13 protein-coding genes are annotated in these 14380 nt (G+C 63.0%); 7 read left to right on the forward strand and 6 right to left on the reverse strand.

Annotation, left to right across the window (positions count from 1 at the left end):
* Positions 1 to 69: 69 nt before the first annotated feature.
* The 5 genes from BKX96_RS22990 to BKX96_RS23010 all read right to left on the reverse strand — a co-directional run bounded on the left by BKX96_RS22990 (position 70) and on the right by BKX96_RS23010 (position 6407).
* Positions 70 to 867 carry an enoyl-CoA hydratase/isomerase family protein gene (locus tag BKX96_RS22990; protein ID WP_077185553.1) on the reverse strand — a complete coding sequence of 266 codons (798 nt, stop codon included), beginning with the start codon at positions 865 to 867 and terminating at the stop codon, positions 70 to 72.
* Complete coding sequence (atuD, locus tag BKX96_RS22995; protein WP_077185554.1) at positions 864 to 2021, reverse strand: citronellyl-CoA dehydrogenase; 1158 nt, start codon at positions 2019 to 2021, stop codon at positions 864 to 866. The genes BKX96_RS22990 and atuD overlap by 4 nt, the downstream gene beginning before the upstream one ends.
* Before the next feature lie 84 nt (positions 2022 to 2105).
* Entirely contained in the window at positions 2106 to 3719 is a 1614-nt protein-coding gene (atuC, locus tag BKX96_RS23000; RefSeq protein ID WP_077185555.1) for a geranyl-CoA carboxylase subunit beta, read from the reverse strand.
* A 3-nt stretch (positions 3720 to 3722) separates the two neighbouring features.
* The gene (locus BKX96_RS23005) at positions 3723 to 4592 is read right to left on the reverse strand and encodes an SDR family oxidoreductase (protein WP_046816126.1); all 870 of its coding nucleotides are present in this window, start codon (positions 4590 to 4592) and stop codon (positions 3723 to 3725) included.
* Positions 4593 to 4604: 12 nt separating this feature from the next.
* Positions 4605 to 6407: an acyclic terpene utilization AtuA family protein gene (locus BKX96_RS23010; RefSeq protein WP_046816127.1), complete on the reverse strand. Its 1803-nt coding sequence runs from the start codon at positions 6405 to 6407 to the stop codon at positions 4605 to 4607.
* 178 nt (positions 6408 to 6585) lie between these two features.
* Here BKX96_RS23010 and BKX96_RS23015 point away from each other — a divergent pair, with 178 nt between their 5' ends.
* The 3 genes from BKX96_RS23015 to BKX96_RS23025 all read left to right on the forward strand — a co-directional run bounded on the left by BKX96_RS23015 (position 6586) and on the right by BKX96_RS23025 (position 9184).
* Positions 6586 to 7209, forward strand: a complete 624-nt coding sequence (locus BKX96_RS23015) for a TetR/AcrR family transcriptional regulator (protein ID WP_046816128.1) — start codon at positions 6586 to 6588, stop codon at positions 7207 to 7209.
* Positions 7210 to 7297: 88 nt separating this feature from the next.
* Positions 7298 to 8092, forward strand: a complete 795-nt coding sequence (locus BKX96_RS23020; protein ID WP_178134213.1) for a substrate-binding periplasmic protein — start codon at positions 7298 to 7300, stop codon at positions 8090 to 8092.
* Between the two features lie 87 nt (positions 8093 to 8179).
* A complete protein-coding gene (locus BKX96_RS23025) occupies positions 8180 to 9184 on the forward strand; it encodes a GNAT family N-acetyltransferase (protein ID WP_077185556.1) in 1005 nt (334 codons plus the stop codon).
* 60 nt (positions 9185 to 9244) lie between these two features.
* On the opposite strand, the gene BKX96_RS23030 is transcribed toward BKX96_RS23025, so the two are convergent.
* Positions 9245 to 9412 (reverse strand): DUF2897 family protein, encoded by a 168-nt coding sequence (locus BKX96_RS23030; RefSeq protein WP_020796133.1) that lies wholly within the window; start codon positions 9410 to 9412, stop codon positions 9245 to 9247.
* 356 nt (positions 9413 to 9768) lie between these two features.
* Here BKX96_RS23030 and kdpF point away from each other — a divergent pair, with 356 nt between their 5' ends.
* From kdpF to kdpC, 4 genes are all read left to right on the forward strand, one after another.
* On the forward strand, positions 9769 to 9858 hold the full coding sequence (gene kdpF, locus BKX96_RS23035) for a K(+)-transporting ATPase subunit F (protein ID WP_007899818.1): 90 nt from the start codon (positions 9769 to 9771) through the stop codon (positions 9856 to 9858).
* 8 nt (positions 9859 to 9866) lie between these two features.
* On the forward strand, positions 9867 to 11576 hold the full coding sequence (gene kdpA / locus BKX96_RS23040) for a potassium-transporting ATPase subunit KdpA (protein ID WP_046816130.1): 1710 nt from the start codon (positions 9867 to 9869) through the stop codon (positions 11574 to 11576).
* 4 nt (positions 11577 to 11580) lie between these two features.
* Positions 11581 to 13644 carry a potassium-transporting ATPase subunit KdpB gene (gene kdpB / locus BKX96_RS23045; protein ID WP_410454546.1) on the forward strand — a complete coding sequence of 688 codons (2064 nt, stop codon included), beginning with the start codon at positions 11581 to 11583 and terminating at the stop codon, positions 13642 to 13644.
* Between the two features lie 155 nt (positions 13645 to 13799).
* Complete coding sequence (gene kdpC / locus BKX96_RS23050) at positions 13800 to 14345, forward strand: potassium-transporting ATPase subunit KdpC (RefSeq protein WP_046816132.1); 546 nt, start codon at positions 13800 to 13802, stop codon at positions 14343 to 14345.
* Positions 14346 to 14380: the final 35 nt, after the last annotated feature.

The raw sequence follows: 14380 nt of genomic DNA on the forward strand, positions 1-14380 counted from the left end.
CAAGCCAGCTCCTACAGGGGATGAGTGGTCGACGCAGACCCTTGTAGGAGCTGGCTTGCCAGCGAAGCTTCAAGGGGCCCACCCCGGCTTGCGCTTTTGCACGAAGGCCAGGGTTCCCTCGACGCCTTCAGCCCCGGTCACCGCTTCGCTGAACCACTCGGCCGCCTGATCCAGCAGCTCATCCGACGGCTGGCCCACACTGGCCAGCAACAGTTTCTTGGTCGCCGCATTCGCCCCCGGCGCACAACACAACACATGGGCCAGCACCTCATCGAGCCGCTCGGCCAACGCCTGGGCATCGTGCTCGACAAAATGCACCAGCCCCATCCGCCGCGCCTGGATGCCGTCGAAACGTGCCGCCGTCAGGGCCAGCCGGCGTGCCTGGGTCAGGCCGATGCGCTGGACCACGAACGGCGCGATCTGCGCTGGCAACAGGCCGAGGCTGGTTTCCGGCAGGCCGAACTGCGCCTGGTGATCGGCCAGGGCAATGTCGCTGACACAAGCCAAACCGAAGCCACCGCCGAGCACCGCGCCTTGCAATACCGTGATCACCACTTGCGGCGCATGCTGCACTTCTTGCAGCAACGCACCGAACAGTCGATTCAGATCGCGGTGCGCGCCGGGGCCCTGGGCACGCGCATTGGCCATGTCCTTGATGTCGCCGCCGGCACAGAAGTGTCCGCCGGCACCGCCGATCACCAAGGCCCGAATTGCCCGGTCATCGTGCACCGCCGCCAGCACCGCACGCAGCTCGCTGACCATTTGCAAGCTCATGGCGTTGCGACTGTCGGGTCGATTGAGCGTGATGTGCAGCACAGCGTTGTGCAGTTCGAGCAGCAGGGTCTGGCAAATCGGCAGGGTACTCATTTCTTTTTCCCCGGCAGGATGCCCATGAGCTTGCAGATGATCCCCAGCATGATTTCGTCCGCGCCGCCGCCGATCGACACCAGGCGCACATCGCGGTAGGCGCGGGCCACCGGGTTGTCCCACATGAAGCCCATGCCGCCCCAATATTGCAGGCAGCTGTCGCTGACCTCGCGGCCCAGGCGACCGGCCTTGAGCTTGGCCATGGACGCCAGGCGCGTGACGTCCTGGCCCTTGATGTATTGCTCGGTGGCTTGATAGACCAGCGCCCGCAGGCATTCGATCTCGGTTTGCAGTTCGGCCAGGCGAAAGTGAATGACCTGGTTGTCGATCAACGCACTGCCGAAGGTCTTGCGCTCCTTGCAATATTCGATGGTGCTGTCGACGCAATACTCCAGTCCCTTGATCATGTTGGCCGCACCGAACAGGCGTTCCTCCTGGAACTGCAGCATCTGCATCATGAACCCCGCGCCTTCATGGCCGATGCGGTTGCGCTGTGGCACCCGTACATTGTCGAAAAACACCTGGGCGGTTTCCGAGCTGCGCATGCCCAGTTTGTCCAGGTGCGAGCTGAGGCTGATGCCGGGGCTGTTCATCGGCACCATGATCAGCGATTTGTTGATGTGCGGTTTGTCGTCCGAGGTGTTGGCCAGCAGGCAGATGAAGTCGGCGCTCGGCGAGTTGGTGATCCACATCTTGCTGCCGTTGATCACGTAATCGTCGCCGTCCTTGCGCGCGCTGGTTTTCAAGCCGGCCACGTCGGAGCCGGCGCCGACTTCGGAGACGCCGATACAGCCGACTTGCTCGCCGCTGATGGCCGGGCGCAGGAACTCATCGCGCAGCTCATCGGAGCCGAAGCGGGCAAGGGCCGGGGTGCACATGTCGGTCTGCACGCCGATCGACATGGGAATCCCGCCGCAATGAATGGTGCCGAACTCTTCGGCGGCGACGATCGAATAGCTGTAGTCCAGGCCCATGCCGCCGAACTTTTCCGGTTTGGAAATGCCCAGCAGGCCCAGGTCGCCGGCCTTGCGAAAGATCTCGTGGATCGGAAAACGCCCGGCCTTTTCCCATTCCTCTACGTGCGGATTGATCTCGTGGTCGACGAATTGGCGAACGGTGCGACGCAGTGCTTCGTGTTCCTGGGTGAAGATCATTTTTATTGTTCTCCTGACGAATCTGATCGCTGATCGGGACGCCGCGCGTCCCTGGCTGCGTTCCCACGCGGAGCGTGGGAACGATCACCGGGCTACACCAAAACTGTTGGCTTGCAGCGGCCGCACCTCGGCCTCCTGACAGATATCGAGTAAGTAACCGAGCAGGGTCCGGGTATCCCTTGGATCGATCAGCCCGTCGTCCCACAGATTGGCGCTGCCATAGAGCGCCGTGGACTGGCTGTCGAGTTTCTGTGCGGTGACCTGTTCGAGCATATCGAGCATTTTCGGGTCAGGCACCAGGCCGTCCTTGGCCTGCTTGGCCTCGGTGACGATGCGCAGCACTTTGCCCGCCTGGGCGCCGCCCATCACGGCGGTGCGGCTGTTGGGCCAGGCGAAGATGAAGCGCGGGTCCAGGCCACGGCCGCACATTGCGTAGTTGCCGGCGCCATAGGAGCCGCCCACGACGATGGTCAGTTTCGCCACCCGCGCATTGGCCACGGCCTGGATCATCTTGGCGCCGTGCTTGATCACCCCTTGCTGCTCCGATTCGGTGCCGACCATGAACCCCGTGGTGTTGTGGAAAAACAGCAGCGGCGTCTGGCTCTGGTCGCACAGCTGAATGAATTGCGCCGCCTTGCTCGCACCCTTGGGCGTGATCGGACCGTTGTTGCCGATGAACCCGCAGGCGTGCCCGTTGATTTTCAATTGACCGCAAATGGTCTGCTGATCGAACTCGGCCTTGAACTCCAGGAAGTTAGAGCCGTCGGCGATTCGGGCGATGATTTCGCGCACGTCGTAGGGCTTTTTCGGATCATCGGGGATCAAGCCGAGCAATTCGTCGATGGGGTACAGCGGCTCCTGCCATTGCCTGGCTGGCAACACCGGCAAGCGCGTGTTCCAGGGCAGCAGGCTGACGATCTCGCGCACTTGTCGAACGCCGTCGGCATCGTTCTCTGCCAGGTATTCGGCGGTGCCGGCGGTTTGCGCGTGCATTTCGGCGCCACCCAGTTCCTCGTCAGTGGCGACTTCACCGGTGGCCGCTTTCAACAGCGGCGGGCCGGCCAGGAACAGCTTGGCCTTGCCGCGTACCACCACCACATAGTCCGACAGTCCCGGCTGGTAGGCGCCGCCGGCCGTCGCCGAGCCATGGACCACGGTAATTTGCGGCAGGCCCATGGCCGACATCCGTGCCTGGTTGGCAAAGGTGCGCGCGCCTTCGACGAAAATCTCCGCCGCATAATTGAGGTTGGCGCCGCCGCTCTCGGCGAGGGTAATCACCGGCAGTTTGTTTTCCATGGCGATCTGTTGCAGGCGCAGGGACTTTTTCAGGCCCGAGGGGGAAATGGTGCCGCCCTTGATCGCACTGTTGTTCGCCACCACCAGCACCCGCACACCCGACACGTAGCCGATCCCGGCGATCAAGCCGCCGCCGGCCGAACTGCCGTCTTTGTCATCGTGCAGCTTGTAGCCGGCCAGGCTCGCCAGTTCGAGAAACGGTGCGCCAGGGTCGAGCAACAGGTTGAGGCGGTCACGGGGCAGCAATTGACCGCGTTTTTCGAACCTGGGCCTGGCGTCGGCGGCCTTGTCCAGCAGGTTCTGTTCAAGGTGGCGGACCTGCTCGACTGCGCCCAGCATGGCCGCGCGATGGCGGGCGTACTGTTCGCTGTGGGGATCGAGTTGCGACTGGATCACCGGCATGGCTTATTCCTTGTCCTTGAGCACATCGGGCAAGTACGCGCGGTGGAAGCCGTTGTACGACTCGCTGTGGGTCGCCTTGTGGATCGGCCACGCCCGCCCGCCGAGGCTGGCTGCACCGTCGATGCGCAGGGTGCTGCCGCTGATGAACGCCGCGGCCGGGCTGAGCAGGAAAACGATCGCCGCGCTGACTTCCGATTCGGTGCCGATGCGCTTGAGCGGAACGTGTTCACGCAAGGTCGGAATCACCGCCTTGAACGCACCTTCGTAGGTGTCCATGCCGCTGGACGCGATCCAGCCCGGTGCCACGGCGTTGACCCGGACCCCGGCGTGACCCCATTCGAAGGCCGCGGTCTTGGTCAGGTTGTCCATGCCCGAGCGCGCTGCGCCCGAGTGACCCATGCCGGGCATGCCGCCCCACATGTCGGCGAGCATGTTGACGATGGCGCCGCCGTGCTTGCTCATGGACTGGTTAAACACTTCCCGGGCCATCAGGAATCCGCCCAGCAGGTTGGTACGCATTACCGTTTCGAAACCTTTCTGGTTGATCGAGGCCAGTGGCGAGGGGTACTGGCCACCAGCGTTATTGACCAGGCCGTGAATCGGGCCGTACTTGCGGATCAGTTCGCTGACCAGGTGCGTGACCGCTTCTTCCTCACGGATATCGCAGGTGCTCCAGTCAGCCTTGCCGCCATCTTCGGCAATTTCGGCGGCAACGGCTTTCAGCTTGTCGGCCTTGCGCCCGACCAGCAGTACATGGGCACCGAGGGCCGCCAGTTCGTGAGCGGTGCAACGGCCGATGCCACTGCCACCCCCGGTGACGATGACGGTCTGGCCGGCAAACAGATCGGCTTTGAAAATCGAATCGTAGGCCATGGCGGCAATCCTCTAGTTGACCTGGTCGGCGATGCGCTGAGGCACCGGAATCTGGATTTCCAGCAACTGCTGGGCGAAGGCCTTGCCCTGCGGATCGATCCTCAGGCTGGCCACGCCACCGCCACCCAGGGCGTTTTCCAGGAGGAAATTCAGGCTGTGGGTGGCGGGCAAGTACCAACGCTCGACACGCCCGTGGATCGGGTCGAGGACGTGACTCATCCAGTCGACGATCACCTCCGGGGTCAGGGCCTCGGCGATCCACGGCAGGTACTGCGGGTCGCGGGCCATGACACCGATGTTGCTGTGGTTGCCCTTGTCGCCCGAGCGGGCGACCGCGAGCTTGACCAGGGCGACGCTGGCGTCGGCCGGGCCCGAAGGCCTGGGTGGCTCGACGGGCACCGGCAAGTCGGTGCTGTCGAGCACATCAAGGGTGGGCAGGGCGCAGGGGTGGCGCTGGCCCATGAGATCAATTTCCAGCGTACAGGCGGTTTTGTCGATCAGGAACGAAAACAAGCGGATCAGCGGATACACCGTTGGCCGGCCACCGACAATTCCGGTCAGCCCCGGCGCCATGCCGGTGGCGGCCTGGGCGATTTCCCGGGAGAACAGGATCAGGGCCTGTTTAAGCGGATGGCGCACCGCGAGCTTGATCACCACTTCGCGGCTGTCCTGGCGCTGGCCGTGGGGACCGTAGGTGGCTTCACTGCCGAGCAGTTCGATGTTCACTTCACTGTAGGGCGCCCAGCCACGCTGGCTGAACATCTGTGAGGTCTTGTTGATGATGGCTTGACTGACACGCCGGGCCTTGTCCACCGCATCGATGCCCGCGATCAGGCAACTGGCGGTGCAGCGGAAACCATCGGGGTAGGTGGCGCTGACCTTGTACTGGGCGGTGGGCGGCAAGCCTTTTGCGCCATGCACCCTGACCGCATTTTTGCCTTGTTGCACGAGTTTGACCTGAGTGAAATCGCAGATCACGTCGGGCAGCAGATAAGCCCGGGGGTCACCGATTTCATAGAGCATCTGTTCGCCCACGGTCAACGGAGTGACCAGTCCGCCGCTGCCTTCGGGCTTGCTGACGATGAACTGGCTGTCGGCACTGACTTCAACGATGGGAAAGCCAATGTGCTCGTAGTCGGGCACATCGCGCCAATCGGTGAAGTTGCCGCCGGTGCACTGGGCACCGCATTCAATGATGTGCCCGGCCAGCGCCGCCTGGGCCAGTTTGTCGTAGTCGTGCCACGACCAGCCGAACTCATGCACCAGCGCCGCACTGACCACGGCACTGTCGACCACGCGCCCGGTGATCACGATGTCCGCACCCAGGTGCAGGGCTTCGACGATGCCGGGCGCGCCAAGGTAGGCGTTGGTCGAGACACACATCGGTGGCAGGGGGGCGGCGCTGAACATTTCGTGAATGCCAAGGCTGCTCAGTTGCTTGAACTGCGATTGCAGGTCATCACCCGACAGGACGGCGATCTTCAATGCCACTCCGGCCTTGTCGCAGGCCGCTTGCAGGGCGGCGGCACAGGCTTGCGGATTGACGCCGCCAGCATTGCTGATGACACGAATTTTCTGTTCGGCGAGTTGGGGGAGGAGAGGGCCGAGGACTTCGACGAAGTCACTGGCGTACCCGGCCTGGGGATCTTTCAGCCGGGCACCGGCCATGATCGACAGGGTGATTTCGGCCAGGTAGTCGAAGACCAGATAGTCCAGGTGCCCGTCTTCCACCAGTTGCGCGGCGGCGGTCGAGGTGTCGCCCCAGAAGGCGCTGGCGCAACCGATGCGAATCGTTCTTGGCGCAGTCAACTCCATAACTACCTCCGGCAACAATGCTTGGAGACTACCAAGCAAGCGCTTGGTTTGTAAACGGCTGAACTATCTTCGACCCGAGCGCTTGCTTGGTTGTCGCCAGTTGCTTAAATTGCCAGCGCAACCCCAATGTTTTCGCGGGGAGGGCGGCATTGGATTGATCGACTGTAGGAGAGAACGGGTGGATGAGCAAAAAGCCTTGAGCGTCATGCGCGAGTTGGTCGACAACGGGCAATTGACCGACCCGGACAGCGCCCGTGGCAAGCTGCTGCAAGTGGCGGCCCACCTGTTTCGCAACAAGGGTTACGAGCGCACGACCGTGCGCGACCTGGCCGGTGCCGTGGGCATCCAGTCGGGCAGTATTTTTCATCACTTCAAGAGCAAGGACGAGATCCTGCGGGCGGTGATGGAGGAGACCATTCGCTACAACACCGCCTTGATGCGGGCGGCCATCGCCGAGGCGGGCGACGTGCGCGAGCGGGTCCTGGCGCTGATCCGCTGCGAATTGCAGTCGATCATGGGCGGCAGTGGCGAGGCCATGGCCGTGCTGGTCTACGAGTGGCGGTCGCTGTCCGAGGAGGGCCAGGCCCAGGTCCTGGCGTTGCGCGATATCTATGAAGATATCTGGCTGCAGGTGCTGGGTGAAGCCAAGAGCGCCGGTTTTATCCGCGGCGATGTGTTTATCACCCGGCGCTTCCTGACTGGGGCGCTGTCCTGGACCACCACCTGGTTTCGTGCCGGTGGCAGCATGAGCCTGGATCAACTGGCCGAGGAGGCCTTGATTCTGGTACTCGCGGGAAAATAAGGCGCGGGGCGGCAGGAAACTGGCTAACTGGGCGAAACCGCCTAGCTTCAATGCATTGATGCAGTATTTCGGGGAGTGGGTTGTTTTGATGTCTTCGCCAATTCGGACGGCTTCGCGGCTTTTACTGGCGGTGCTCGCGGCGTCATCGGTTCTGCCAACCCAGGCCGCACAACTGGTGCGTATCGGTGCCGCACATTTTCCGCCCTACACCGTGCGCCCGGAGTCCGGGGCCGATACCGGCCTGTTGCCGCAATTGGTCGAGGCTCTCAATAACCAGCAAAGCGACTACCGGTTCGTGTTGGTACCCACTTCCATTCCCCGCCGCTTTGGCGACTTCAAGCAAGGCCGGGTGGACATGGCCATCTTCGAAAACCCCAACTGGGGCTGGAAGGACATTCCCCACGCCAGCGTCGACATGGGCCTGGAAGATGCCGAAATCTTCGTCGCCCAGCGCCTGCCGGAACGCCAGCAAAGTTACTTCAGCGACCTCAGCGGCAAGCGCCTGGCGTTGTTCAGCGGCTACCACTACGAATTCGCCAACTTCAATGCCGACCCCAAGTACCTCGCCACTCACTACAACGCCACATCGACCTACTCCCATGACAGCAACCTGCTGATGGTGCTGCGTGGGCGCGCCGATGTCGCCCTGGTCACGCGGTCCTACCTGAGCGACTACTTTCTGCGCAACCAGCAGGTCGCCGCAGAGTTACTGGTGTCCGAGCGCGTCGACCAGATCTATCACCACTACGCCATCTTGCGCCCGGCCGCCCCGATCAGCGGCGAGGCCTTTGGCAAGTTGCTGCAAGGATTGCGCGACAATGGCCAGATGCTGAAGATTTTCGACCCCTATAAAATCGCGGTTTTGCCAGCGCCGGATCACTGAGCGGACACCGCAAGTCGCGTATTGGTTAAATTTCCCCGCCCGGCTCACGTCAACCGTTGACCTGTCGACGAATCGTGAGCCTGACCCATGTCCAATGCGAATGTCCTGCCTCTGCCAAACGGCAGCCGTCTTGTAGCCGATGAAACCGAAACCGGGCTGAGCCTGAGCCTTGAAGGCCAGCCGCTGATCCAGCTGCGCCTGACCCGTGAGCCCGAGTTGCAGTTGCAATTGCCCGAGGGCGCTGCACGCCTCGACAGCCGAGCCGCCTGGGCCACGTGTTACGGGTTGTTCGCCCGTGACCCTGGCTGCCAGCGACTGCTCTGGCAACTCGATGAAGCGCCGGCTGAAGCCATGCTCAGCGCCTTGCTGGTCCCTGCCGAAACGGCCGGCCAGTATCGTAGCGAACGCACACTGTTCTGGCAGTTACCGCAGCCTTGGCTGGGTCATTCGCCGATGGGTTGTTACCCGCAGCAGATGGTTGTCAGTGACGGCAAGCATCACCCGCTACGCCCGCCCAAGCCTAGGGGCGAGGTGTATCGGCGTTTCGATGCCCGGCTGGGGGCGTGGATTTCCCTGCGCACGGTGGACATCGACGAGGATCTTGGGCGTTTCAATCGCTGGCAGAACAGCCCGCGAGTGGCGAGTTTCTGGCAGGAGCAAGGCAGTCTCGAGCAGCATCGAGAGTACCTGAGCAAACTCCAGGACGATCCCCATACCCTGACCTTGATCGGCTGTTTCGACGATCAGCCGTTTGCCTACTTCGAAGCCTACTGGGCCAGGGAAGACCGCATCGCGCCGTTCTATGGGGCGGATGCCTACGACCGTGGCATTCATATGCTGGTGGGGGAAGAACAGCACCGGGGGCCGCACAAGGTAGCGAGTTGGCTGTCGGCGCTGGTGCACTACCTGTTTCTCGATGATCCACGTACCCAGCGGGTGGTCGCCGAGCCCCGTGCCGACAACACGAAGATGATCGGCTACATGCAGGGGCAGGGGTTTTATTGCCAGAAGGAATTCGACTTTCCGCACAAGCGTGCAGCATTGATGGCGCTGGAGCGCGAGCGGTTTTTTGATCGCTGTTCGTTGACCTGAACCGGGGCAACCGCAGAAAAATCGTCCGAACGCCATGGGCGGCTTCGGACGATTTCGCCGCTAGCGGTCCTGCGCTTCCTTGGCGTCCATTTCCGCATTGCGTTCGGCGACGCGCTTGCGCTGTTCATCGGTCAGCTCAACCTTGTGGGCGGTGTCGCGCAGCATCATCAGACCGCCAACGATAGAGCCAATGGCCACTACCAGAATCAACCAGGCATACCAGGGCATGGGACCTCCTTGAAAGCCGGTCGGCGGGAGAGGGCTTCGCCTGCCGAACGTGCATACCACTTTGAGCGATTGGATTTCGCAGTGGTTCCATTCTATGCCTGTTCTGCGTCGATCACCCCTGCGATGTTTCCTGCCCCCTTCGCGAGCAGGTATTTGCAGTGTCTGGCCGAACCCATTCCCTGTGGGAGCGAGCCTGCTCGCGAAGCGGCCAGCCAGGACAACACTGTAACCAAGGCGTAATCCCACTCTTTACGCCTTCTTTATGCCCCGCGCGCGCCCTCGGTCTCGTTCCTTTACAGCCTCCCTGCCGACAATACCTCCACACGCGGCAATACGCCGTAACACGGAGAACTTCCATGAGCGTTCTGGACGGAGTGTCACTGCTGCTGGCAGTGGGACTGTTCATTTATCTGTTGGTTGCGCTGTTGCGCGCGGACCGGAACTAGGAGCGGCTATGCACAGTTATGACTATTGGCTGATCCTGGCGTTTTTCGCCCTGGTATTGGTCCCGGCACCGTTCCTGGGTCGGTTCTACTACAGGGTCATGGAAGGCCAGCGCACCTGGCTGACGCCGATCCTGGGGCCCGTGGAGCGCGGTTGCTATCGCCTGGCCGGCGTCGATCCACAGGCCGAGCAGAGCTGGCAGAAGTACACCCTGGCCTTGCTCGCCTTCAACCTCGCCGGTTTCCTGTTGCTGTTCGCGATCCTGCTGTTCCAGGACCACTTGCCGCTGAACCCGCAAAACCTGCCGGGCCAGGAGTGGACGCTGGCGTTCAACACCGCCGTCAGCTTCATGACCAACACCAACTGGCAGGGCTACAGCGGCGAAGCATCGTTGAGCTACCTGAGCCAGATGGTCGGCCTCACCGTGCAGAACTTCGTCAGCGCGGCCACCGGCCTGGCAGTACTGGTTGCCCTCTGCCGCGGCATCGGTCGCAAGTCCTCGGCGTCGCTGGGTAACTTCTGGGTCGACATGACTCGCGCCACCCTCTACGGCCTGCTGCCACTGTGCCTGCTGCTGGCGCTGTTCCTGGTCTGGCAGGGCGTGCCGCAAACCTTCGCGCAGTATGTGAATGCGCTGACGATGCAGGGTGTCGATCAGGTGATCCCACTGGGTCCGGCCGCCAGCCAGATCGCGATCAAGCAACTGGGCACCAACGGCGGCGGCTTCTTCGGCGTCAACTCGGCGCATCCGTTCGAGAACCCGACAGCCTGGAGCAACCTGTTCGAAGTGGCGTCGATCATCCTGATTCCCGTCGCGCTGGTGTTCACCTTCGGCCATTACGTCAAGGACCTGCGGCAAAGCCGCGCGATCATCGCCTGCATGCTCGCGTTGTTCCTGATCGGCGGTGCGACCTCGCTATGGGCCGAGTACCAGCCCAACCCGAGCCTGGCCAACGTCGCCGTCGAACAGACCGCTCCGCTGGAGGGCAAGGAGGCGCGTTTCGGTACCACCGCGACGGTGCTGTGGTCGGTGACTACCACGGCGGCCTCGAACGGTTCGGTCAATGGCATGCATGACAGCCTCAATCCGCTCAGTGGCATGGTCGCGCTGGTGAACATGATGGTCGGCGAAGTGATCTTCGGCGGCGTCGGTGCCGGGCTCTACGGCATGTTGCTCAACGTGCTGATCGCGGTGTTCCTCGCCGGCCTGATGATCGGCCGGACCCCGGAATACCTCGGCAAGAAACTGCAGGCCCGAGAGGTGCAACTGTTGGTGGTGACCCTGCTGGTCATGCCGATCGGCGTGCTGGTGCTCAGTGCGCTGGCCGCCAGCCTGCCAGGGCCCGTGGCCGCGGTGAGCAATCCCGGCGCCCATGGTTTCAGCCAATTGCTCTATGCCTACACCTCGGCCAGTGCCAACAACGGTTCGGCGTTCGCGGGTTTCGGCGCCAACACCGCGTACCACAACCTGATGCTGGGCCTGGGCATGTTGATCGGTCGCTTCGGTTACATCCTGCCGGTACTGGCTTTGGCTGGCAGCCTGGCGATGAAGAAGACCGCACCGATTGGCCAGAACAGCTTCCCGACCCATGGTGCGCTGTTCGTGACCCTGCTGACCGTGACCATTTTGCTGGTGGGCGGCCTGACTTTCCTGCCGACCCTGGCGCTCGGCCCTATCGCTGAACATTTGAACATGGCTGCTTTTGGGTTAAAGAGCTGAGGAGCTGATGATGAATATGCCCGCAACAAAAGCCGCCGTTGTCAAGGCGCCTGAACAAGCAAAAACCGCGATCTCGGCCCTCTGGCGCCCGGCGCTGGTGCAAGCCTTCGTCAAGCTCGACCCGCGGCAATTGCAGCGTGCGCCGGTGATGCTGGTGGTCGAACTGACGGCGATCCTGACCACCGTCCTGTGCTTCATTCCCGACACGGCGGTGCCGACCTTCGTCGCCGCGCAAATTGCCCTGTGGCTGTGGTTCACCGTGCTGTTTGCCAACTTCGCCGAGGCCCTGGCCGAAGGTCGCGGCAAGGCCCGCGCGGACAGCCTCAAGGCCGGTAGCGAAGGCTTGAGCGCTCGGCGCAGAACCAGCAACGGTACCTTTGAGGTAGTGCCGGCCGCCAACCTGCGCAAAGGCGATGTGGTGCGCGTCGGAGCGGGGGAGATGATCCCCGGTGACGGCGAAGTGATCGAAGGCATCGCGGCGGTCAACGAAGCGGCGATCACCGGTGAATCGGCGCCGGTGATTCGTGAATCCGGGGGCGACCGCTCGGCCGTGACCGGCAACACTCGCCTGGTCTCGGACTGGCTGCTGGTGAAGATCACCGCCAATCCGGGCGAGTCGACCCTGGATCGCATGATCGCCCTGGTTGAAGGCGCCAAGCGCCAGAAAACCCCGAACGAAGTGGCGCTGGACATCCTGCTGATCGGCCTTACGCTGATCTTCCTGCTGGTGGTGGTCACCCTGCAGCCGTTCGCCCACTTCGCCAACGGCAGTCTGCCGCTGGTGTTCCTGGTGGCTTTATTGGTCACGCTGATCCCGACCACCATTGGTGGTTTGCTGTCGGCCATCGGTATCGCCGGCATGGACCGCCTGGTGCGCCTGAACGTGATTGCCAAGTCCGGTCGCGCCGTGGAGGCAGCGGGGGATGTGCACGTCCTGCTGCTGGACAAGACCGGCACCATCACCTTTGGCAACCGTCGTTGCTCGGCGGTGTATGCCGCGCCGGGTGTGAGCAGCAAGGAACTGGCCGAGGGTGCGCTGTTCGCGTCCCTGGCCGACGACACCGCCGAAGGCAAGTCCATCGTCGAGTACTTGCGCGGCCTTCATCCACAGCCCGAGCCGTCCGCCGAACTGCTGACAGCCGTACCGTTCAGCGCCGAAACCCGCCTGTCCGGTGTCGACTATCAGGGCCGCGTGTATCGCAAGGGGGCGGTGGATTCGTTGCTGGCGTTCGTGGGCCTCAAGCGCGCCGAGCTGGCGCCGGCGCTGTCCGCTGAAATCGACAGGATCGCCCAGAGCGGCGGCACGCCGTTACTGGTCTGTGTCGACGGTAAACTGCTCGGCGCGATCCACCTCAAGGACGTGGTCAAGCCGGGCATCCGCGAGCGTTTCGCCGAGCTGCGCAAACTGGGGATCCGCACGGTCATGGTCACCGGCGACAACCCGCTGACCGCGGCGGCGATTGCCGCTGAAGCGGGCGTGGACGACGTGCTGGCCGAAGCCACGCCGGAGAAAAAACTGGCGCGCATCCGCCACGAGCAAAACGACGGACGCCTGGTGGCCATGTGCGGCGACGGTGCCAACGACGCCCCGGCCCTGGCCCAGGCGGACGTGGGCATGGCGATGAACGACGGCACTCAGGCGGCGCGCGAGGCGGCGAACATGGTCGACCTCGACAGCGACCCGACCAAGCTGCTGGACGTGGTGCAGATCGGCAAGGAACTGCTGGTGACCCGCGGTGCGCTGACGACCTTTTCCATCGCCAACGACGTGGCCAAGTATTTCGCCATCCTGCCGGCCCTGTTCGCCGCGATCTACCCGCAACTGGGCGTGCTGAACGTGATGCAGCTGCACAGCCCGCAGAGCGCGATTCTCTCGGCGATCGTGTTCAACGCCCTGATCATCGTCGTGTTGATTCCGTTGGCGCTGCGGGGTGTGCGGGTGCAGGCGGCGAGTGCGGCAGCTTTGCTGCGGCGCAATCTGCTGATCTATGGCCTGGGCGGGATTCTGGTGCCGTTCGTGGGGATCAAGGCGATCGACATGCTGTTGACGGCGTTGCATCTGGTTTGACCTTCGCGGGGTGCCAGATGCACCGCTTTCGCGAGCAAGCCCGCTCCCACATTTGAAATGCATTCCCCCTGTGGGAGCGGGCTTGCTCGCGAAGAATGCAACACGGTCCACCTGACTGAATGCTGTAATTGTTTACCGAATTCGAGGATTTTGAAATGTCCACATTGATACGCCCGGCCCTGAGCCTGCTGGTCCTGATGACCCTGATCACTGGCGTCGCTTATCCCCTGGTGGTCACCGGCGTGGCCCAGGTCGCCTTCCCGGGTCAGGCCAATGGCAGCCTGGTGCGCGATGCCGATGGCAAGGTTCGCGGCTCGGCGCTGATCGCCCAGGATTTCGTCGGCGATGCCTGGTTCCACCCACGGCCATCGGCCGGTGCCTTTGCCACCGTGTCGAGCAGCGCCAGCAACCTGGCGCCGAGCAACCCGGCCCTGGCCACTCGGGTGATCGATGAGGCCAATAAGCTGCAGGTGGCAGGGCAGGGGCCGGTACCGCTGGCACTGCTCACCACCTCCGGTAGCGGCCTCGATCCGCACTTGCCACCGGCCGCGATTGCCTATCAACTGGCGCGTGTCGCGACGGCGCGTAATCTGCCGCTGGCGACACTGCAACAACTGCTGGATGCCCACATCGAGCAGCCATTGGTAGGCCCACCGGTGGTGAATGTGCTTGAGTTGAACCTGGCGCTGGAAAAGCTTTAGGTCCGTGACGCGGCCGTCCCCCTGTGGGAGCGAGC

This window comes from Pseudomonas putida, from assembly GCF_001976065.1.
Classification (GTDB): domain Bacteria; phylum Pseudomonadota; class Gammaproteobacteria; order Pseudomonadales; family Pseudomonadaceae; genus Aquipseudomonas; species Aquipseudomonas serbica.

What these genes read in the sequence shown, in the direction of transcription:
- kdpC (WP_046816132.1), top strand. Translation starts at nt 13,800, where the DNA reads ATGTCCACATTGATACGCCCGGCCCTGAGCCTGCTGGTCCTGATGACC.
- atuC (WP_077185555.1), bottom strand. Translation starts at nt 3,719, where the DNA reads ATGCCGGTGATCCAGTCGCAACTCGATCCCCACAGCGAACAGTACGCC.
- BKX96_RS22990 (WP_077185553.1), bottom strand. Translation starts at nt 867, where the DNA reads ATGAGTACCCTGCCGATTTGCCAGACCCTGCTGCTCGAACTGCACAAC.
- kdpF (WP_007899818.1), top strand. Translation starts at nt 9,769, where the DNA reads ATGAGCGTTCTGGACGGAGTGTCACTGCTGCTGGCAGTGGGACTGTTC.
- BKX96_RS23005 (WP_046816126.1), bottom strand. Translation starts at nt 4,592, where the DNA reads ATGGCCTACGATTCGATTTTCAAAGCCGATCTGTTTGCCGGCCAGACC.
- BKX96_RS23020 (WP_178134213.1), top strand. Translation starts at nt 7,298, where the DNA reads ATGTCTTCGCCAATTCGGACGGCTTCGCGGCTTTTACTGGCGGTGCTC.
- kdpA (WP_046816130.1), top strand. Translation starts at nt 9,867, where the DNA reads ATGCACAGTTATGACTATTGGCTGATCCTGGCGTTTTTCGCCCTGGTA.
- BKX96_RS23025 (WP_077185556.1), top strand. Translation starts at nt 8,180, where the DNA reads ATGTCCAATGCGAATGTCCTGCCTCTGCCAAACGGCAGCCGTCTTGTA.
- BKX96_RS23010 (WP_046816127.1), bottom strand. Translation starts at nt 6,407, where the DNA reads ATGGAGTTGACTGCGCCAAGAACGATTCGCATCGGTTGCGCCAGCGCC.
- BKX96_RS23030 (WP_020796133.1), bottom strand. Translation starts at nt 9,412, where the DNA reads ATGCCCTGGTATGCCTGGTTGATTCTGGTAGTGGCCATTGGCTCTATC.
- atuD (WP_077185554.1), bottom strand. Translation starts at nt 2,021, where the DNA reads ATGATCTTCACCCAGGAACACGAAGCACTGCGTCGCACCGTTCGCCAA.